This is a genomic window from Citrobacter sp. Awk 2, from assembly GCF_028069815.1.
In the GTDB taxonomy this organism is placed as follows: Bacteria; Pseudomonadota; Gammaproteobacteria; order Enterobacterales; family Enterobacteriaceae; genus Citrobacter.
Map to the genome: position 1 here is coordinate 15,815 of NZ_JANEWL010000003.1, position 18,138 is coordinate 33,952.

Genomic DNA, 18,138 nt, shown 5'->3' on the forward strand with positions numbered 1-18,138 from the left:
TGTTTCTCCTCACAACGACAGAAAAGGATGCCATTGGGTTGTTATGCTTCATCCTGTCCACCTTCGGTGTCAGTGATGATTTGATACAACTCCTGGTCACTCTGCGCGGCGCGCAGGCGACGACAGATGGTTTTATCTGCCAGACGTTTTGCGACCAGTGACAACGTATGCAAATGCGTCTTGGTTTGGTCCGCCGGGACCAGCAGGGCGAAAAGCAGATCGACTGGCTGATTATCAATGGCATCGAACGCGATTGGCGTTTCAAGTTGAACAAATACACCAACCGCACGCAGGGTGTCTTCTTCCAGCTTTCCATGCGGAATGGCAATACCATTGCCAATACCGGTACTGCCCATTTTTTCACGCGTCAGAATGGCTTCAAATACCACCTGAGGAGGCAAGCTGAGTTGTTTTGCCGCCAGTTCACTGATGATTTCCAGTGCGCGTTTCTTGCTTTGGCAGTGAACGGCCGCGCGCGTACATTCCTGGTTAAGAACATTGCTCAGTTGTAGAGTCGTATCGTTATTTGTCATAATTTCACCTAAGCGCTAACTGTACAAATGGCCCGTTGTGCTGCACAACAGGCCGTCCTGCACCCGCTAACTGCCCGGACAAGTTAGTGCTGTTTCAGTTTATCTTTATGTTTTGTTAACTGCCGAGCCAGTTTATCAATTAAACCGTCAATGGCGGCGTACATATCCTGACCTTCCGCGCTGGCATGAATTTCGCCACCGTTCACATGCAGTGTTGCATCCGAGATATGTGTGACCTTCTCCACTTTCAACACAATATAGACCTGATTAATCCGGTCGAAATATTGTTCAAGCTTGGCGAACTTTGTGGTGACAAAGTCGCGCAGGGCCTCAGTGATTTCGACGTTATTTCCAGTGATGTTGAGCTGCATAGTGTCTTCCTTATCGGTTGGGTCAAACCAGCTGTTTGCGCTGGTTAGACGGCGGAATGGATAAAGACTCTCGGTACTTCGCAACGGTGCGGCGCGCCACCATGATACCTTGTTCTGACAGCATAGAGGTTAACTTGCTGTCACTCAGCGGTTTCGCAGGGTTCTCGGCCGCAATTAATTTCTTCACCAGTGCGCGGATAGCTGTAGAAGAGGCTTCGCCTCCGCCTTCAGTGTTGACGTGACTGGAGAAGAAATACTTCAATTCAAAAATGCCGCGCGGACTGTGCAGATACTTTTGCGTGGTCACTCGGGAAATGGTCGATTCATGCATTTCGACGGCCTGGGCGATATCGGCCAGCACCATCGGTTTCATATACTCTTCGCCTTGCTCAAAGAAGGCTTGCTGTTGCTCAACGATACAGCGGCTAACGCGCAATAGCGTGTCATTGCGGCTTTCCAGACTTTTAATCAGCCATTTTGCATCCTGAAGGTTGCTACGAATGAACTGGCTGTCAGCATCATTGCGCGCGTTATTGCACAGGGCGGCGTAGTGTTGGTTGATCTGTAAACGCGGAATGCTGTCACTGTTGAGTTCGACTACCCAGCGATCGTTATGCTTACGCACCAGCACATCCGGGATGACGTACTCTGGTTCACCGGTCTGGATAGATTGTCCAGGTCTTGGGTCAAGCGACTGGATAAGATTGACGGCTTCTTTCAGCACATCTTCTTTCAGTCGGGTTACGCGCATCAGGGTGCGGAAGTCGTGGTTGGCGAGCAGATCAAGGTGATCGCTGATGATCAGACGTGCTTCTTCCAACCATGAAGTGGCTTTGTCAAACTGCGAAAGCTGGATCAGTAAGCAATCGCGGAGATCTTTTGCTGCCACACCCACGGGATCAAAACGCTGAACGCGTTTAAGCACGGCTTCGACTTCATCGATACCGACGTCGTCATCGCCCATGCTGTCGAGTATGTCGTCCAGCGTGACGGTGAGATAGCCCGTTTCGTCGACTGCATCCACAATTGACGTGGCAATAGCACGATCGGTATCTGAGAATGGCGTCAGTTCCACCTGCCACATCAGGTAATCTTGCAGCGATTGCGTGGTTTCACCCTGATACACAGGCAGTTCGTCGTCGATGTAATCCCCGCTGGTGCCAGACGGCGTACCTGCGGTGTAAATCTCATCCCAACTGGCATCCAGCGGTAGCTCTTCCGGCATCTCTTTTTGTTCGAGTGCGTCAGCCGTATCGAGGGATTCGCTATCCTGCTTTTCCTGGGTATCAATTTCGTCGTGAAGATCGGTTTGCTCGAGCAGTGGGTTACTTTCCAGCGCTTGCTGAAGTTCTTGCTGAAGTTCCAGCGTGGACAACTGCAACAGACGGATAGCCTGTTGTAGCTGAGGCGTCATCGCCAGTTGTTGGCTAAGCCTGAGTTGCAAACCTTGCTTCATGTTCAGAGTTGTTGTCTCCTGCGGTGACGTGAAGTCTACTACCCTATCAGAGTCTGAAGTCTTCCCCAAGGTATACGCGTTTAACGTGCTCGTCCTGCAGGATTTCTGTCGGCGTACCGTGTGCGATCAGGTGTCCCTGGCTCACAATGTAGGCGCGCTCACAAACAGCCAGCGTTTCGCGCACGTTATGGTCGGTAATCAGCACGCCAAGCCCGCTGTCGCGCAGGTGTTCAATAATACGTTTGATGTCAATGACGGAAATCGGGTCAACACCGGCAAAGGGTTCATCCAACAGGATAAATTTGGGATTAGCTGCCAGTGCGCGGGCGATCTCCACACGGCGGCGTTCCCCACCGGAGAGTGCCTGTCCAAGGCTGTCACGCAGATGTTCGATATGGAATTCTTCCATCAGCTCATTGGCGCGATCTTCACGCTGCTCGCTGGAAAGATCGTCACGAATTTGCAGAACCGCCATCAGGTTATCAAATACACTCAGGCGACGAAAAATAGAGGCTTCCTGCGGTAAGTACCCGATACCGCGACGGGCACGCGCATGCAGAGGTAACAGACTGATATCTTCGTCATCAATGATAATGTTGCCAGCATCGCGCGGCACAATGCCGACTACCATGTAAAAGGTTGTGGTTTTGCCCGCACCGTTAGGACCGAGCAGACCGACGATCTCCCCGGAGTTGACGGTCAGGCTGACATCTTCCACCACACGACGGCCTTTGTAGGCTTTTGCAAGATTCTTTGCAGTTAATGTTGCCATAACGAATCAGTTACCTTTTTTCTCTGCCGGAGCCTTGGTCTTGTTTTTGTCCTGCAATTGCGACGGAACCAGAACGGTGGTGACGCGTTTGCCTTTCTCACTGAAGGCCTGCATTTTCTGTTCTTTTACCAGATAGGTGATCTTATCGCCCGTGATGTTGCTATCGAGCTGTTCCAGATAAGCCTTACCGGTAAGGACGACGAAATCTTTTGCCAGCTCATAGTGCATCTGTGAGGCGTGGCCTTTAACCGGTTTACCATTGTCCTGCATCTGGTAAAAGGTCGCCGGATTGCCATATCCATCAATCACTTCTTTACCGTCTTCACCGCCCGGACGCGTGACGACGACCTTATCGGCATTAATTTTGATCGTGCCCTGAGTCACGATGACATTGCCGGTAAACGTCACCACGTTGCCCTGCATATCCAGAGACTGCTGGTCCGATTCAATGTGAATCGGTTGCTCGGTATCGCCAGTGACGGCAAATGCCGGAATGCTGGTGGCCAGAAGTGAGCTGGCAAGCACAAGATTAAGGCTGAGTTTGTTTGTTTTGGATTTCATATGAGGTTCTAACCTTTTCAATCAGCTCGGCGTTCTTGCTGCGTAAGTTGCCGCGCATCTTCAGTCCGCTGGAGTTAAATGTTGTTCCATACAACGTGACCAGATCATCGGAAGTGACATCTTGCGTCACAAGGTTGATCTGCGCGTTATCGGTAGTAATTCTGCGTAGTTGAGAGTCAGGCACCAGCGCGTTAACCTCAACATGGCCATACAGGTACAGCATCCGATCGTTGGTCAACTTGGCCTTATCGGCCTTGATCGACCAGGTCGGTACTTTGTCCTTATCAAACGTGGTTAACACCGGTTGGGTGAACCACGAAACTGCTTGATCTGAATAATATTCAACGTGTTGCGCGATCAAATGATAGCTCAGCGCGCCCTCAGGGCTGTACACGACGGTGTCGGTATGCTCGCTCTTATAGGTTGGCTCGTTGTTATTAACGACAACCTGGGCGGTGTCGTCTTTGTCTGCCAGGTTAATACCAATCATCACAAGGACAGCCAGCGACAGTAGAATGATAACCCAACGTCTGGTTTTGCTCATATCGATTGCCCTTTGGCCTCATCCAGTTTGCCCTGCGCCAGGAGTAATAAGTCGCAGACTTCGCGCACTGCGCCGCGCCCCCCGTCGATACGGGTGACGTAATCGGCCCGCGGGATCAGCAACGGATGAGCATCCGCTACCGCGACGCTTAATCCCACTTTTGCCATCACCGGCCAGTCGATCAGGTCATCGCCGACATACGCCACATTCTCAGGCGCGATTGCCAGTTTGCTAAGCAGATCGCCAAAGGCAACCAGTTTGTCCGACTGCCCCTGATACAGATGTGTGATCCCTAATGTGGCACAGCGATCTTCTACAAGTTTAGCCTTTCGTCCGGTAATAATGGCAACCTCAATACCGGAAGTGAGCGCGCAGCGAATTCCGTAGCCATCGCGGACGTTAAACGCCTTCAGCTCTTCACCGTTGTTGCCCATATAAATCAGACCATCAGACAGCACGCCATCCACATCAAGGATCAGCAGACGGATGTTTTCTGCCCTGGTGATGACGTCAGTGCTGACGGGTCCATAACAGGTCGCAAGCGACGCACCTGCTTTACTCATTTTCTTTATCCTTGAGTTTCTTACACTACACCTGCACGCAGCAGATCATGCATATGTAACACACCCAGTAACTGGTCGCCATCAGCAACCATTACCGAGGTGATATGGCGGGACTGCATTAAGTTCAGGGCATCAACGGCAAGAATCCCTGGACGCACGCGAATGCCCCCAGGGGTCATCACATCGGCAATGCCTAACTGGCGTACATCAACGCCCATATCGAAGACACGACGTAAATCGCCATCCGTAAAGATGCCGTCAATCTTCATCGCGTCATCGCAAATGACGGTCATGCCGAGATTTTTCCGCGTGATCTCCAGTAAGGCATCACGCAGACTGGCGCTTTTAGTCACATGCGGGATTTCGTCTCCCGTATGCATAATATCGTTTACGCGCAACAAAAGCTTACGCCCCAGTGCGCCACCAGGATGAGATAACGCAAAATCTTCTGCGGTGAAGCCGCGTGCTTTGAGTAACGCAACGGCAAGCGCATCGCCCATGACCAGCGTTGCGGTCGTACTGCTGGTCGGTGCCAGACCTAATGGGCAGGCTTCTTTGGGCACTTTAACACACAGATGGACATCTGCTGCACGCGCCATACTGCTTTCCGGACGACCCGTCATGCAAATAAGGGGGACGTGCAGGCGTTTTAACACCGGAATTAACGCTGCAATCTCATTAGATTCACCTGAGTTAGAAATGGCAATCACGACGTCCTGCGGTGACACCATACCCAGATCGCCGTGTGCGGCTTCGCCAGGATGCACAAAAAATGAGGGCGTGCCGGTACTGGCAAACGTGGCGGCCATCTTGCGCCCGATATGCCCTGATTTTCCCATTCCCATCACCACGACTTTACCCGGGCAACTGAAAATCTTTTCACAGGCGAGGGTAAAGTTCTGGTTGATGTACTGATCAAGCTCCGCCAGGCCTTCACGTTCAATTGTCAGGACTTCCTTGCCTGCTTGCTGAAAGTCAAAACCCGGTTGCAACTCTAAGTGCGACATAATGCGTTTCCAGTTATCCAACGAGAAGTGGCGATAACCAATACAGCATCGCCAGCCATATGATAAAACCGCTGGTCAGAAGCGCCCCCGCGCCACGACCAATCTGGCGCGGACGTCGCCAGCAGAGTAATGCAAAAATAACGCTCACCAGCAGCATGACGCTATAGTCACGGATGAAGGCCATCGGGTTGACCTCGCCCGGTGTAATCAGTGCAGGTAACCCAAGAACGATAACTATATTAAAAATGTTCGCGCCGATGATGTTACCAACGGCAATATCGTTTTCACCTTTACGCAAACCTGCAATGGCGGTTGCCAGTTCTGGCAGGCTGGTACCAATGGCGACCACCGTCAGCCCGATGGTGAGTTCGCTCATGGCAAAGTAATTTGCCAGTACAGTGGCGTTATCAACCACCATACGCGTTGCCATTGGCATGATGATCAGCGCTATCCCCAACCATAAAAATGCGACAGGCAATCCGCCTTCGCGAGGCAGTTCCGCTACTTGCTCCCGGGTCAGGCTGTCATTGCCCTGGCGTTCTGCCAGACGGGCGATTTTAACAATGAATAGCAGCCATAGCACGGCCAGAAGCAGAAGAAAGAGGCCATCACTGCGGCTTAACTGCCCGTCATACAGCACGGACGCGGCCAAAATGCTTACCAGCAACATTAACGGTAATTCACGACGCAGAACATCGGAATGCACGGTAAAAGGATGAATGAGTGCTGACAGGCCTAAAATAAGAAGAATATTGGTGATGTTGGAGCCGATGGCGGTACCGACGGCTAAATCGAGCTGCCCATTCATTGATGCTGCAACAGAGACAATAATCTCAGGTAGGGATGTGCCGATGCTGACGACCGTCATTCCAATAATGATGGGGGGGATACCGAAGGTGCGGCATAAAATGGATGCAGCAAATACCAGACGGTCGGCACCGTAGACCACCAGAAGTAAACCAATTATTAACAGTGCCGTCGCTAAAAGCATCTAAAGTCCTTTCTTCAGGTATACTCGCCGGTCCACGTGAAGGATCTTCTGGAAGCCGTAACGAATTCTTAATTTTGACTTTATGCGGCTAAAAAGTAAAACAAATGCCAGCTTTCGCTAACCAGGACAGGCAATAATCTGTAAATATGTCGAGTTCAGGGCTAAATTGAGCGCCAACTCTTCGATCAACGAGGCAATAGTAAAGGATGAATCAATGGGTCAGTCTGTGGCGAATCTAGTCGATATGCGCGATGTCAGCTTTTCCCGAGGTGACCGCTGCATCTTTGATAATATTTCCCTGACGGTGCCGCGCGGTAAGGTGACGGCGATCATGGGGCCATCAGGCATCGGCAAAACGACGCTGTTACGTCTGATTGGCGGGCAGATCCCGCCAGATAAGGGCGAAATCCTGTTTGACGGCGAAAACGTCCCAGCCATGTCTCGTTCACGTTTGTACACCGTGCGTAAGCGCATGAGTATGCTGTTTCAGTCCGGGGCGCTGTTTACCGACATGAACGTGTTTGACAACGTCGCTTATCCACTGCGTGAGCATACGACGCTGCCCAAGGCGTTGCTCAAGAGCACGGTGATGATGAAACTGGAAGCTGTCGGCCTGCGTGGTGCGGCAAAACTCATGCCTTCTGAATTATCCGGTGGGATGGCGCGACGTGCGGCATTAGCACGCGCCATTGCGCTGGAGCCAGATCTCATCATGTTTGATGAACCGTTCGTCGGGCAGGATCCTATCACCATGGGCGTGCTGGTGAAGCTGATTTCAGAGCTGAATAACGCGCTGGGCGTCACCTGCGTGGTGGTCTCTCACGATGTGCCAGAGGTACTGAGTATTGCGGATTACGCCTATATTATGGCGGACAAAAAGATAGTGGCCTACGGTAGTGCTCAGGCACTACAAGAAAATGCCGATCCGCGCGTGCGTCAGTTCCTCGATGGTATTGCCGATGGGCCGGTTCCGTTCCGCTACCCGGCGGGCGATTACCACACCGATTTACTCAAAACAGGGAGTTAAGCCACCCATGTTGTTAAATGCGCTGGCATCACTCGGACATCGAGGGATAAAAACCCTCAGGACGTTCGGGCGAGCCGGATTAATGTTGTTCAATGCGGTAGTCGGCAAGCCGGAGTTTCGCAAACATGCGCCGCTGCTGATCCGCCAGCTCTATAATGTCGGTGTCCTGTCGATGCTGATCATTATTGTTTCTGGCGTGTTCATCGGGATGGTGCTGGGATTGCAGGGATACCTGGTCCTGACAACCTACAGCGCAGAAACCAGTCTCGGTATGCTGGTGGCGCTGTCCTTGCTGCGAGAACTGGGGCCGGTTGTTGCGGCGCTGCTGTTCGCCGGGCGAGCCGGATCGGCGTTAACCGCGGAAATCGGCCTGATGCGGGCAACCGAGCAGCTTTCCAGCCTGGAAATGATGGCGGTTGATCCTCTGCGTCGAGTGGTCTCTCCGCGTTTTTGGGCGGGTGTCATTTCATTGCCGCTGCTGACGATTATTTTTGTCGCGGTGGGGATTTGGGGTGGCTCGCTGGTCGGCGTTAGCTGGAAGGGGATTGATGCAGGCTTTTTCTGGTCGGCTATGCAAAATGCCGTCGACTGGCGTCTGGATCTGGTCAACTGTTTGATTAAGAGCGTGGTGTTCGCCATTACGGTCACATGGATCGCATTGTTCAATGGTTATGATGCGATTCCGACCTCAGCCGGTATTAGCCGGGCTACAACACGCACCGTTGTGCACGCATCTCTTGCCGTTCTGGGGCTGGATTTTGTGCTGACCGCACTGATGTTTGGGAATTGAGTTCATGCAAACGAAAAAAAATGAAATTTGGGTCGGGGTATTCCTGCTGGTTGCGCTGCTGGCGGCGCTATTTGTCTGCCTGAAAGCGGCTAATGTGACCTCCATGCGTACTGAACCAACCTACACGGTTTATGCGACCTTTGATAATATCGGCGGCCTGAGAGAGCGCTCTCCCGTGCGGATTGGTGGGGTTGTTGTGGGGCGAGTTTCGGATATCTCGTTAGATCCCAAAACATACCTGCCACGCGTAACGTTGGACATCGAATCGCGCTTTAACCATATCCCGGACACCAGCTCGCTGAGCATCCGCACCTCTGGTCTGCTGGGTGAGCAGTATCTGGCATTAAACGTGGGTTTTGAAGATCCTGAGCTGGGAACGTCTATCCTCAAAGATGGCAGTACGATTCAGGACACGAAATCCGCGATGGTGCTGGAAGACATGATTGGTCAATTCCTCTACAACAGTAACAGTAAAGGTGATGACAATAAGAATTCTGGCGATGCGCCAGCCGCAACTGAAGGCAATAATGAAGCCACTACGCCTGCGGGCGCAACGAAATAATCTCAGGAGAATCGACGTATGTTTAAACGATTGATGATGGTGGCTATGCTGGTCATTGCCCCACTTAGCGTGGCAACCGCAGCGGACCAGACGAATCCGTATAAACTGATGAATGAGGCGGCGCAGAAAACGTTCGATCGTTTGAAAAACGAACAGCCGAAGATCCGTTCTAACCCGGATTATCTGCGTGATGTTGTCGATCAGGAACTGCTGCCGTATGTGCAAGTGAAATATGCGGGGGCGCTGGTATTAGGGCGCTACTACAAAGAAGCTACGCCTGCGCAGCGTGACGCTTATTTCGCCGCGTTTCGTGAATACCTGAAGCAAGCCTACGGTCAGGCGCTGGCAATGTACCACGGTCAGACCTATCAGATCGCGCCGGAACAGCCGCTGGGTGATGCGACGATTGTGCCGATCCGCGTGACGATTATCGATCCAAACGGTCGTCCTCCAGTGCGCCTGGATTTCCAGTGGCGTAAGAACTCCCAGACCGGTAACTGGCAGGCATATGACATGATTGCCGAAGGCGTCAGTATGATCACGACTAAACAGAATGAGTGGAGCGACCTGCTGCGCACGAAAGGTATTGATGGCCTGACTGCACAGCTGAAATCTATCTCTCAGCAGAAAATTACTCTGGAAGAGAAGAAATAATGACGCAGTCACTCACCTGGACGCGTGAAGGTGACAAGCTGATGCTCGCGGGAGAGCTGGATCAGGACGTGTTAAATCCGTTATGGGATGCACGCGTTGAGGCGATGAAAGGGGTAACCTGCATCGATCTGAGCCAGGTTTCCCGGGTTGATACCGGTGGTCTGGCATTGCTGTTGCACCTGGTTGACCAGGGCAAGCAACAGGGGAATCGCGTTTCGCTTACCGGTGTTAACGATAAGGTTTATACCCTGGCACAGCTTTACAATTTGCCTGACGACGTCCTTCCGCGTTAATTTTTCCAGGCTGGATAAGGCCTTGTGCCGCCATCCGGCAAAACTCCTGAAGGGGATCTGCCACCAAAGCCTTGTCTGATTTATCAGCGAGGCTTTTTGCTTATTTATGACAGCGCCACTTTGCTCTAAGATGTTGGGCTGTTTTCACTATCTGACGAATGAAGAGCCCATGGAAAATAATGAAATTCAGAGCGTGCTGATGAACGCACTCTCCCTCCAGGAAGTCCACGTTTCTGGTGACGGCAGTCACTTTCAGGTTATTGCCGTGGGTGAGATGTTTGACGGCATGAGCCGGGTCAAGAAGCAGCAATCGGTCTATGGCCCATTGATGGAGTATATTGCGGATAACCGCATTCATGCTGTATCGATTAAAGCGTTTACCCCAGCGGAATGGGCGCGCGATCGCAAACTTAATGGTTTTTGAGCTACGGGTGATATGCCGGTAGCGAAGATGAATTCTTAACAGAGAACAGAATAATGGATAAATTCCGTGTTCAGGGGCCAACCAAGCTCCAGGGCGAAGTCACTATTTCAGGCGCTAAAAACGCCGCACTGCCGATCCTTTTTGCGGCGCTGCTGGCTGAAGAACCTGTAGAAATTCAAAACGTCCCAAAACTGAAGGACGTAGATACCTCCATGAAGCTGCTGAGCCAGTTGGGGGCGAAAGTCGAGCGTAATGGGTCTGTGCACATTGATGCGCGTGACGTTAACGTCTTCTGTGCACCGTACGATCTGGTGAAAACCATGCGTGCGTCTATCTGGGCATTGGGGCCACTGGTCGCTCGTTTTGGTCAGGGTCAGGTATCTCTGCCGGGCGGCTGTACTATCGGCGCGCGCCCGGTTGACCTGCATATTACCGGTCTGGAGCAGTTAGGTGCTACCATCAAGCTGGAAGAAGGCTATGTGAAGGCGTCCGTTGAGGGACGACTGAAAGGCGCACACATTGTCATGGACAAAGTGAGTGTCGGTGCAACGGTTACCATTATGTGCGCGGCAACGCTTGCAGAAGGCACCACCATCATCGAAAACGCCGCTCGCGAACCGGAAATTGTGGATACCGCTAATTTCCTGATTGCGCTGGGTGCGAAGATCACCGGGCAGGGTACCGATCGTATCACCATTGAAGGCGTTGAACGTCTCGGTGGCGGTGTGTATCGCGTTCTGCCAGACCGTATTGAAACCGGGACGTTCCTGGTGGCGGCGGCGATTTCTCGCGGCAAAATTATCTGCCGTAATGCACAACCAGACACACTGGATGCCGTTCTGGCGAAGCTGCGTGATGCCGGTGCGGATATCGAAGTCGGTGAAGACTGGATTAGCCTCGACATGCACGGCAAACGTCCTAAAGCAGTGAATGTGCGCACTGCGCCACATCCGGCTTTCCCGACTGACATGCAGGCCCAGTTCACACTGTTGAACCTGGTCGCCGAAGGTACCGGCTTCATTACGGAAACCGTGTTTGAGAATCGCTTTATGCACGTGCCTGAACTGAGCCGTATGGGTGCCCACGCGGAAATCGAAAGCAATACTGTGATTTGTCACGGCGTTGAAACGCTCTCCGGTGCACAGGTAATGGCGACCGATCTGCGTGCGTCAGCAAGTTTGGTGTTAGCGGGATGTATCGCTGAAGGCACAACGGTCGTTGACCGTATTTATCACATCGATCGCGGTTATGAGCGCATCGAGGATAAATTGCGTGCGCTGGGCGCAAACATTGAGCGCATTAAAGGCGAGTAATCGCCAACGCGTTTTGTAACCCCCAGGATCGTTGATCCGGGGGTTACTGCTGTACCGTTACTCAAGACTCTCTTTTTCTTTCCGTACTCTCATCATTCGCGTTCTGTCGATGAATTCATGCGTCCTGGCGTCATGGTAGCGTGACGGCCAAATTACCCACGGGTCTGTTCCCAGTGCTTTCGCGATAATCAATTCACCTTTCGGCCACGGTCGGGTTAACGCATTTGCCAGCGTTGATGAACTTAAGCCATTCTTACGTGACTCAGCGGCCATTGACGTACCTTTCTTACGTAGCCCCGCGATGATGTCAGCCGGATGCCAGTCAATGAATTTGCTTTCCATAGTTCCACATCTCCTTTGGTTAACCAGTTACGGTTTCACAATCAGCCTGTGGAGTTACTATACGCCTCGAGAACGAATGTTCTAAAATGTTCTCTTAAAGTGCTTGTATATTCAGAATATGCCAAGATTATGCGAGTGGATTTTCTGTTTTGTAGATCTTATTGGAATTTATAAGAGCACCCCATGTACTGCACGGGGTGCTGGGAAGTGAGATGAGGGAAATTAACGGTCGCGCTGTACGGCGATATGCGCCAGGCCAATCAGGGCTTCTTTCCACGGAGTATCTGGAAGTACCTGAAGTGCCGCGATGGCTTTATCAGCTTCTTCTTCGGCGCGCTGACGAGTCCATTCCAGTGACCCGCAAGCGTTCATCGCTTCCAGAACCGGCTCCAGAAGGTGGCGACCATTACCTTGCTCAATCGCCTGGCGAATCATTTGCGCCTGCTCAGGAGTGCCGTGGCGCATCGCATGCAGCAGCGGTAGCGTAGGTTTACCTTCGTTGAGGTCATCACCCACGTTTTTACCCAACTGCTCGCCATCTGCGCTGTAATCCAGTAAATCGTCGATAAGCTGGAAAGCTGTTCCGAGATAGCGGCCATAATCCTGTAAGCCTTTCTCTTGCTCATCGCTACAACCTGCAAGGATACCTGAGCATTGGGCCGCGGCTTCAAACAGACGAGCCGTCTTGCTGTAGATAACACGCATATAGTTTTCTTCGGTGATATCCGGGTCGTTGACGTTCATTAACTGCAGGACTTCGCCTTCAGCAATGACGTTGACCGCTTTAGACATCACTTCCAGCACTTTCAGGGAGCCGAGGCTGGTCATCATCTGAAAGGCACGGGTATAGATAAAATCGCCGACCAGAACGCTGGCAGCATTACCAAACGCTGCGTTTGCCGTGGCTTTCCCACGGCGCATATCGGATTCATCCACAACATCGTCATGAAGCAGGGTTGCGGTGTGGATAAACTCGATTAAGGCAGCGATCGTGACGTGGGCATTTTCCTGATAACCAACGGCACGCGCCGCGAGTACGGCGATCATTGGGCGAATGCGTTTTCCGCCGCCGCTCACGATGTAGTACCCCAATTGATTGATCAACTGGACGTCGGAATTGAGCTGTTCAAGGATTGTCGCATTGACCCCCGCCATATCTTGCGCGGTTAACTCATTGATTTTTTCTAAATTCATCGCAAAAGCCGGGCTTCTCGCCCCGATTACCTCACTATTTGAGAAGGTAACGTCGGGTTTAGGGTTAGAAATATATGCTGATTGTACTGAAAAAACGCCGCAGATAAACGTTACGGTACACGTTGTGTTTTTTTTCTTCATGTATTGACGGTAGCACTTGTCAAAGGCTCGCGTTTTGCGTAATATTCGCGCCCTATTGTGAATATTTATAGCGCACTCTGAATCATCAAAAAGGTGTGCGCGGAAGCGGAGTTTTTTATGTACGCGGTTTTCCAAAGTGGTGGTAAACAACACCGAGTAAGCGAAGGTCAGACCGTTCGCCTGGAAAAGCTGGACATCGCAACTGGCGAATCTGTTGAATTCGCTGAAGTTCTGATGATCGCAAACGGTGAAGAAGTCAAAATCGGCGTTCCTTTCGTTGATGGCGGCGTTATCAAAGCTGAAGTCGTTGCTCACGGTCGTGGCGAGAAAGTTAAAATTGTTAAGTTTCGTCGTCGTAAACACTACCGTAAGCAGCAGGGCCATCGTCAGTGGTTCACTGATGTGAAAATCACTGGCATCAGCGCTTAAGTTAAGGGGAGCAGATTAAATGGCACATAAAAAGGCTGGCGGCTCGACTCGTAACGGTCGCGATTCAGAAGCTAAACGTCTGGGCGTAAAACGCTTCGGCGGTGAAACAGTTCTGGCTGGTAGCATCATCGTTCGTCAACGTGGTACTAAATTCCACGCTGGCTCCAACGTTGGTTGCGGCAAAGACCACACTCTGTTTGCTAAAGCAGACGGTAAAGTGAAATTTGAAGTGAAAGGCCCGAAAAACCGTAAATTCATCAGCATTGTTGCTGAATAAGTTTTTCGCGTCCCGGTAACGGATAAAAGCCCCGCAACACGTTGCGGGGCTTTTTACATTCGACGACCGGTAAATATGCTCGTCGCGCCGTGATAACCCGGAAACGAGCCCTTGCAGGGAATACGGCATGAAGCAGCAGGCAGGTATTGGTATTCTTTTAGCACTCACGACAGCTGTCTGTTGGGGGGCTTTACCAATAGCGATGAAGCAAGTGCTGGAGGTGATGGAACCTCCTACCGTCGTGTTCTACCGTTTTTTAATGGCAAGCATTGGCCTTGGCGCTATTCTTGCGGTTAAAAAAAAGCTCCCTCCATTGCGTATTTTTCGCAAAGCGCGTTGGCTGGTGCTGTTGGCTATTGCCACGGGTGGACTGTTCGGTAACTTCATTCTGTTTAGTTCGTCTTTGCAATATTTGAGCCCAACGGCTTCGCAGGTTATCGGTCAACTGTCACCTGTTGGCATGATGATCGCCAGCGTCTTTATCCTGAAGGAGAAGATGCGCGGCACGCAGATTATTGGCGCTATTATGCTTCTGAGCGGATTGGTGTTGTTTTTTAATACCAGTCTGATCGAAATTTTTACCCGGCTGACCGATTACACCTGGGGCGTGATCTTTGGTGTCGGTGCCGCGACGGTTTGGGTGTGTTATGGGGTCGCGCAAAAGGTGTTATTGCGCCGCCTGGCATCACCGCAGATCCTGTTTTTACTGTACACTTTATGTACGATAGCGTTGTTGCCGCTGGCTAAACCCGGTGTAATAGCGCAACTCAGCGACTGGCAGCTTGCCTGCCTCGTGTTCTGCGGCCTGAATACACTGGTAGGATACGGTGCCCTTGCGGAAGCAATGGCTCGCTGGCAGGCGGCACAGGTGAGCGCCATAATTACGCTCACACCGCTGTTTACGTTGTTATTTTCAGATTTATTATCACTGGCCTGGCCCGATTTCTTCGCCAGACCGATGCTAAACCTTTTAGGTTATCTCGGTGCGTTTATCGTGGTTGCGGGCGCGATGTATTCCGCCATTGGTCATCGAATTTGGGGCGGTTTACGTAAGCATGAAACGGTGGTTTCGCAACCCCGCTCAGGCGAATGATTTACGGAGAGTAAAATGAAGTTTGTTGATGAAGCATCGATTCTGGTCGTTGCAGGCGATGGCGGTAACGGTTGTGTCAGCTTCCGCCGCGAAAAATACATCCCGAAAGGCGGTCCGGACGGTGGTGACGGTGGTGATGGCGGTGACGTCTGGCTGGAAGCCGACGAAAACCTGAACACGCTGATCGATTACCGTTTTGAAAAATCATTCCGTGCGGAGCGTGGTCAGAATGGCGCAAGCCGTGATTGCACCGGCAAGCGTGGTAAAGACGTTACCATCAAAGTGCCAGTAGGGACACGCGTTATCGACCAGGGTACGGGCGAAACGATGGGCGACATGACCAAACACGGTCAGCGTCTGATGGTCGCTAAAGGCGGCTGGCACGGTCTGGGCAACACCCGTTTCAAATCCTCGGTTAACCGTACACCGCGTCAGAAAACGATGGGTACACCGGGCGATAAGCGTGACCTGATGCTGGAACTGATGCTGTTAGCCGATGTCGGTATGCTGGGTATGCCAAACGCCGGTAAATCGACGTTTATCCGCGCGGTATCTGCGGCGAAACCGAAAGTGGCGGATTATCCGTTCACCACGCTGGTACCGAGCCTCGGCGTTGTGCGTATGGACAACGAAAAGAGCTTCGTGGTTGCTGACATCCCAGGTCTGATTGAAGGCGCGGCTGAAGGCGCAGGTCTTGGTATCCGCTTCCTGAAGCATCTGGAACGTTGCCGCGTGCTGCTGCATCTCATTGATATCGATCCGATTGACGGTTCCGATCCGGTAGAAAACGCCCGTATCATTATTGGCGAACTGGAAAAATACAGTCAGGATCTGGCGTCTAAACCGCGCTGGTTAGTGTTCAACAAAATTGATTTGATGGACAAAGCTGAAGCGGAAGAAAAAGCGAAAACTATCGCTGAAGCGCTGGGCTGGGAAGGTAAATATTACCTGATCTCTGCCGCCAGCCAGCTGGGTGTGAAGGATCTTTGCTGGGATGTGATGACCTTTATCATTGAGAACCCAATCGTTCAGGCTGAAGAAGCGAAACAGCCGGAGAAAGTTGAGTTCATGTGGGATGATTATCACCGTCAGCAGCTCGCTGAAGTCGAAGACGAAGCGGAAGATGACTGGGATGATGATTGGGACGAAGACGACGAAGAAGGCGTTGAGTTCATTTACAAGCGTTAATCCCAATAAAAACCCCGGCCATGTTGCCGGGGTTTTTGTTTCCAGGGTGCGCTGTAGGCCGGATAAGACGCGTTAGCGTCGCCATCCGGCAATAATGCACTCAGTTATTCTGATATATATCTTTGTACAACCGACTCTCGAAGCGTACCAGTGGAATACGGCGGTTGCGCTGGTCTGCAGGCTCTACCGCATAGCCAGACAGGTACTGCACGAAGGCCATGCGTTGCCCGCTGGCGGTGGTGATGAACCCCGCGAGGTTATATACCCCTTGCAGTGAGCCTGTTTTCGCGGAAACCTTGCCATCAACACCAGCCTGATGCAGGCCTGCACGGTATTGCAGGGAGCCATCGTGGCCAGCCAGTGGCAGCATCGTGATAAAGTTGAGCTCATTGTCATGCTGCGCGATGTATTGCAGCACCTGCATCATGGTGGCGGGGGCAATCAGGTTATGGCGAGAGAGGCCAGAGCCATCGGCAATAATCGTGTTGCCGATATCGACGCCCGCCTGCTGACGCAGGATCTGACGTACGGCATCTGAACCTGCCCGCCAGGTGCCAGGTACGTTAAATCGCGCATGGCCAATCATGCGAAAAACGGTGTCGGCAATCATGTTGTCTGATTTTTTCAGCATAATCTTAAGCAGATCATGCAATGGTGCTGATTGTTTGCTGGCGACGACGGTACCCGGCTCGTTGACCTGAGTCTGACGCAGCAGCGTACCGCTGTAGGTAATACCCGCTTGTTTTAGCTCATCTTTAAGAATGGCTCCGGCATAGCTGGCACCGTCCTGAATAGCAAACGCCAGTGGCAACGGTTCGGCGCGCTGCGGCAGACACCCGGTCAGCGTAAAGCGGTTCAAATCACCGGGTACCACGTCCAGTTCACAATATTGCGCTTCCGCAGAACCACGTGCGAGGGTGCGAACCTGGCTGAACATGGTCACCGGGTAGTAAGAGGCCACGCGAATATACGCCAAATCGTTGGCTTTTTGTGCGCTGTAGAGCGATACAGAGAAGCAATTTCGGTCGACAATCGCCGCTGCTGGCGGAGCGCTAAAACATTGCGTCATGTCGTTCCAGGGCCAGCCGGGCGCTTTATCATGGCTGGCAAAAATGGAGGTGTCTATCAGGACATTTCCGGCAATTTGCGTCACCCCTGATTTTTTCAGAGTTGCTACCATATTGCGAATATCCTGACGTTTTAACGTCGGATCGGCACCAAATCTCGCAACTAAGTCACCTTTCAATATCCCATTTTCTACGTTGCCTTTTGTCTCAAGCGTCGTGGTGAAACGGAAATCAGGTCCGAGTTGAATCAATGCCGCCAGAGCGGTGATCACTTTCTGGGTACTGGCTGGGAGCGCCATCTGCTGGCTATGGTAATCAATCGTGGGCGCAGGCGCGCCAACCTTCTGTACCATAAGGGCGAGGTTGGCCCCGGCAGGAAGCTGGTTGATGTACTCGTCGACATTCGCAGCCTGAACGCTGAACGCTATACTGGCAGTTAATCCAATGGCAAATCTGGGAAATCGCATAATCTCGCGCTAACAACCTGGAAACAGGCCGTCATACTACGGCGCAACGCCCTAAAAAGTAAACGATGACCCATAGGGA

The 18,138-nt window shown here is 52.0% G+C and carries 23 protein-coding genes; 11 read left to right on the top strand and 12 right to left on the bottom strand.

Going from position 1 to position 18,138, the window contains the following annotated elements; translation table 11 throughout:
- Window positions 1-41 precede the first annotated feature (41 nt).
- The 9 genes from ptsN to NNO02_RS01620 all read right to left on the bottom strand — a co-directional run bounded on the left by ptsN (window position 42) and on the right by NNO02_RS01620 (window position 6,798).
- Window positions 42-533 (bottom strand): PTS IIA-like nitrogen regulatory protein PtsN, encoded by a 492-nt coding sequence (gene ptsN, locus NNO02_RS01580; RefSeq protein WP_048213427.1) that lies wholly within the window; start codon window positions 531-533, stop codon window positions 42-44.
- Between the two features lie 83 nt (window positions 534-616).
- Window positions 617-904, bottom strand: coding sequence for a ribosome hibernation promoting factor (hpf, locus tag NNO02_RS01585; RefSeq protein WP_005121327.1), 288 nt, complete (start codon window positions 902-904; stop codon window positions 617-619).
- A gap of 22 nt (window positions 905-926) precedes the next feature.
- The gene (gene rpoN / locus NNO02_RS01590; protein ID WP_271454094.1) at window positions 927-2,360 is read right to left on the bottom strand and encodes an RNA polymerase factor sigma-54; all 1,434 of its coding nucleotides are present in this window, start codon (window positions 2,358-2,360) and stop codon (window positions 927-929) included.
- A 46-nt stretch (window positions 2,361-2,406) separates the two neighbouring features.
- On the bottom strand, window positions 2,407-3,132 hold the full coding sequence (gene lptB, locus NNO02_RS01595; RefSeq protein ID WP_048213425.1) for an LPS export ABC transporter ATP-binding protein: 726 nt from the start codon (window positions 3,130-3,132) through the stop codon (window positions 2,407-2,409).
- Window positions 3,133-3,138: 6 nt separating this feature from the next.
- Entirely contained in the window at window positions 3,139-3,693 is a 555-nt protein-coding gene (gene lptA / locus NNO02_RS01600; protein WP_271454095.1) for a lipopolysaccharide ABC transporter substrate-binding protein LptA, read from the bottom strand.
- On the bottom strand, window positions 3,662-4,237 hold the full coding sequence (gene lptC / locus NNO02_RS01605; RefSeq protein WP_048213423.1) for an LPS export ABC transporter periplasmic protein LptC: 576 nt from the start codon (window positions 4,235-4,237) through the stop codon (window positions 3,662-3,664). The genes lptA and lptC overlap by 32 nt, the downstream gene beginning before the upstream one ends.
- Window positions 4,234-4,800: a 3-deoxy-manno-octulosonate-8-phosphatase KdsC gene (gene kdsC, locus NNO02_RS01610; RefSeq protein ID WP_005121322.1), complete on the bottom strand. Its 567-nt coding sequence runs from the start codon at window positions 4,798-4,800 to the stop codon at window positions 4,234-4,236. Before kdsC ends, lptC begins: the two co-directional genes overlap by 4 nt.
- 20 nt (window positions 4,801-4,820) lie before the next feature.
- Window positions 4,821-5,807, bottom strand: coding sequence for an arabinose-5-phosphate isomerase KdsD (gene kdsD, locus NNO02_RS01615; protein ID WP_048213422.1), 987 nt, complete (start codon window positions 5,805-5,807; stop codon window positions 4,821-4,823).
- A gap of 13 nt (window positions 5,808-5,820) precedes the next feature.
- Window positions 5,821-6,798, bottom strand: coding sequence for a calcium/sodium antiporter (locus tag NNO02_RS01620; RefSeq protein WP_271440746.1), 978 nt, complete (start codon window positions 6,796-6,798; stop codon window positions 5,821-5,823).
- A 214-nt stretch (window positions 6,799-7,012) separates the two neighbouring features.
- Here NNO02_RS01620 and mlaF point away from each other — a divergent pair, with 214 nt between their 5' ends.
- The 7 genes from mlaF (at window position 7,013) to murA (ending at window position 11,861) form a co-directional block, all read left to right on the top strand.
- Window positions 7,013-7,825: a phospholipid ABC transporter ATP-binding protein MlaF gene (gene mlaF, locus NNO02_RS01625; RefSeq protein WP_048213420.1), complete on the top strand. Its 813-nt coding sequence runs from the start codon at window positions 7,013-7,015 to the stop codon at window positions 7,823-7,825.
- 7 nt (window positions 7,826-7,832) lie between these two features.
- Window positions 7,833-8,615, top strand: a complete 783-nt coding sequence (gene mlaE / locus NNO02_RS01630; protein WP_048213419.1) for a lipid asymmetry maintenance ABC transporter permease subunit MlaE — start codon at window positions 7,833-7,835, stop codon at window positions 8,613-8,615.
- Between the two features lie 4 nt (window positions 8,616-8,619).
- Complete coding sequence (gene mlaD, locus NNO02_RS01635; protein WP_048213507.1) at window positions 8,620-9,177, top strand: outer membrane lipid asymmetry maintenance protein MlaD; 558 nt, start codon at window positions 8,620-8,622, stop codon at window positions 9,175-9,177.
- 18 nt (window positions 9,178-9,195) lie between these two features.
- A complete protein-coding gene (gene mlaC, locus NNO02_RS01640; protein ID WP_271454096.1) occupies window positions 9,196-9,831 on the top strand; it encodes a phospholipid-binding protein MlaC in 636 nt (211 codons plus the stop codon).
- The gene (mlaB, locus tag NNO02_RS01645; protein ID WP_137382434.1) at window positions 9,831-10,124 is read left to right on the top strand and encodes a lipid asymmetry maintenance protein MlaB; all 294 of its coding nucleotides are present in this window, start codon (window positions 9,831-9,833) and stop codon (window positions 10,122-10,124) included. The genes mlaC and mlaB overlap by 1 nt, the downstream gene beginning before the upstream one ends.
- A 169-nt stretch (window positions 10,125-10,293) precedes the next feature.
- Window positions 10,294-10,548, top strand: coding sequence for a BolA family iron metabolism protein IbaG (ibaG, locus tag NNO02_RS01650; protein ID WP_005121314.1), 255 nt, complete (start codon window positions 10,294-10,296; stop codon window positions 10,546-10,548).
- Between the two features lie 53 nt (window positions 10,549-10,601).
- Complete coding sequence (gene murA / locus NNO02_RS01655; RefSeq protein WP_040234132.1) at window positions 10,602-11,861, top strand: UDP-N-acetylglucosamine 1-carboxyvinyltransferase; 1,260 nt, start codon at window positions 10,602-10,604, stop codon at window positions 11,859-11,861.
- Window positions 11,862-11,918: 57 nt separating this feature from the next.
- On the opposite strand, the gene sfsB is transcribed toward murA, so the two are convergent.
- Window positions 11,919-12,203, bottom strand: a complete 285-nt coding sequence (gene sfsB / locus NNO02_RS01660; protein WP_271454097.1) for a DNA-binding transcriptional regulator SfsB — start codon at window positions 12,201-12,203, stop codon at window positions 11,919-11,921.
- 222 nt (window positions 12,204-12,425) lie between these two features.
- On the bottom strand, window positions 12,426-13,397 hold the full coding sequence (gene ispB, locus NNO02_RS01665) for an octaprenyl diphosphate synthase (RefSeq protein WP_048213414.1): 972 nt from the start codon (window positions 13,395-13,397) through the stop codon (window positions 12,426-12,428).
- A 258-nt stretch (window positions 13,398-13,655) separates the two neighbouring features.
- Between ispB and rplU the strand changes: the two genes are divergently transcribed.
- The 4 genes from rplU (at window position 13,656) to cgtA (ending at window position 16,525) form a co-directional block, all read left to right on the top strand.
- Window positions 13,656-13,967, top strand: coding sequence for a 50S ribosomal protein L21 (gene rplU / locus NNO02_RS01670; RefSeq protein WP_003025032.1), 312 nt, complete (start codon window positions 13,656-13,658; stop codon window positions 13,965-13,967).
- A gap of 19 nt (window positions 13,968-13,986) precedes the next feature.
- Window positions 13,987-14,244: a 50S ribosomal protein L27 gene (gene rpmA, locus NNO02_RS01675; RefSeq protein ID WP_003025030.1), complete on the top strand. Its 258-nt coding sequence runs from the start codon at window positions 13,987-13,989 to the stop codon at window positions 14,242-14,244.
- A gap of 127 nt (window positions 14,245-14,371) precedes the next feature.
- Entirely contained in the window at window positions 14,372-15,337 is a 966-nt protein-coding gene (locus NNO02_RS01680; RefSeq protein ID WP_048213413.1) for a DMT family transporter, read from the top strand.
- 15 nt (window positions 15,338-15,352) lie between these two features.
- On the top strand, window positions 15,353-16,525 hold the full coding sequence (gene cgtA / locus NNO02_RS01685; RefSeq protein ID WP_271454098.1) for an Obg family GTPase CgtA: 1,173 nt from the start codon (window positions 15,353-15,355) through the stop codon (window positions 16,523-16,525).
- 100 nt (window positions 16,526-16,625) lie between these two features.
- On the opposite strand, the gene dacB is transcribed toward cgtA, so the two are convergent.
- Complete coding sequence (gene dacB / locus NNO02_RS01690) at window positions 16,626-18,059, bottom strand: serine-type D-Ala-D-Ala carboxypeptidase (protein ID WP_271449026.1); 1,434 nt, start codon at window positions 18,057-18,059, stop codon at window positions 16,626-16,628.
- Window positions 18,060-18,138 lie beyond the last annotated feature (79 nt).

Bases quoted from the DNA above. Each gene is read 5' to 3' on its own strand.
- ptsN (WP_048213427.1), bottom strand. From the start codon at position 533: ATGACAAATAACGATACGACTCTACAACTGAGCAATGTTCTTAACCAG.
- hpf (WP_005121327.1), bottom strand. From the start codon at position 904: ATGCAGCTCAACATCACTGGAAATAACGTCGAAATCACTGAGGCCCTG.
- rpoN (WP_271454094.1), bottom strand. From the start codon at position 2,360: ATGAAGCAAGGTTTGCAACTCAGGCTTAGCCAACAACTGGCGATGACG.
- lptB (WP_048213425.1), bottom strand. From the start codon at position 3,132: ATGGCAACATTAACTGCAAAGAATCTTGCAAAAGCCTACAAAGGCCGT.
- lptA (WP_271454095.1), bottom strand. From the start codon at position 3,693: ATGAAATCCAAAACAAACAAACTCAGCCTTAATCTTGTGCTTGCCAGC.
- lptC (WP_048213423.1), bottom strand. From the start codon at position 4,237: ATGAGCAAAACCAGACGTTGGGTTATCATTCTACTGTCGCTGGCTGTC.
- kdsC (WP_005121322.1), bottom strand. From the start codon at position 4,800: ATGAGTAAAGCAGGTGCGTCGCTTGCGACCTGTTATGGACCCGTCAGC.
- kdsD (WP_048213422.1), bottom strand. From the start codon at position 5,807: ATGTCGCACTTAGAGTTGCAACCGGGTTTTGACTTTCAGCAAGCAGGC.
- NNO02_RS01620 (WP_271440746.1), bottom strand. From the start codon at position 6,798: ATGCTTTTAGCGACGGCACTGTTAATAATTGGTTTACTTCTGGTGGTC.
- mlaF (WP_048213420.1), top strand. From the start codon at position 7,013: ATGGGTCAGTCTGTGGCGAATCTAGTCGATATGCGCGATGTCAGCTTT.
- mlaE (WP_048213419.1), top strand. From the start codon at position 7,833: ATGTTGTTAAATGCGCTGGCATCACTCGGACATCGAGGGATAAAAACC.
- mlaD (WP_048213507.1), top strand. From the start codon at position 8,620: ATGCAAACGAAAAAAAATGAAATTTGGGTCGGGGTATTCCTGCTGGTT.
- mlaC (WP_271454096.1), top strand. From the start codon at position 9,196: ATGTTTAAACGATTGATGATGGTGGCTATGCTGGTCATTGCCCCACTT.
- mlaB (WP_137382434.1), top strand. From the start codon at position 9,831: ATGACGCAGTCACTCACCTGGACGCGTGAAGGTGACAAGCTGATGCTC.
- ibaG (WP_005121314.1), top strand. From the start codon at position 10,294: ATGGAAAATAATGAAATTCAGAGCGTGCTGATGAACGCACTCTCCCTC.
- murA (WP_040234132.1), top strand. From the start codon at position 10,602: ATGGATAAATTCCGTGTTCAGGGGCCAACCAAGCTCCAGGGCGAAGTC.
- sfsB (WP_271454097.1), bottom strand. From the start codon at position 12,203: ATGGAAAGCAAATTCATTGACTGGCATCCGGCTGACATCATCGCGGGG.
- ispB (WP_048213414.1), bottom strand. From the start codon at position 13,397: ATGAATTTAGAAAAAATCAATGAGTTAACCGCGCAAGATATGGCGGGG.
- rplU (WP_003025032.1), top strand. From the start codon at position 13,656: ATGTACGCGGTTTTCCAAAGTGGTGGTAAACAACACCGAGTAAGCGAA.
- rpmA (WP_003025030.1), top strand. From the start codon at position 13,987: ATGGCACATAAAAAGGCTGGCGGCTCGACTCGTAACGGTCGCGATTCA.
- NNO02_RS01680 (WP_048213413.1), top strand. From the start codon at position 14,372: ATGAAGCAGCAGGCAGGTATTGGTATTCTTTTAGCACTCACGACAGCT.
- cgtA (WP_271454098.1), top strand. From the start codon at position 15,353: ATGAAGTTTGTTGATGAAGCATCGATTCTGGTCGTTGCAGGCGATGGC.
- dacB (WP_271449026.1), bottom strand. From the start codon at position 18,059: ATGCGATTTCCCAGATTTGCCATTGGATTAACTGCCAGTATAGCGTTC.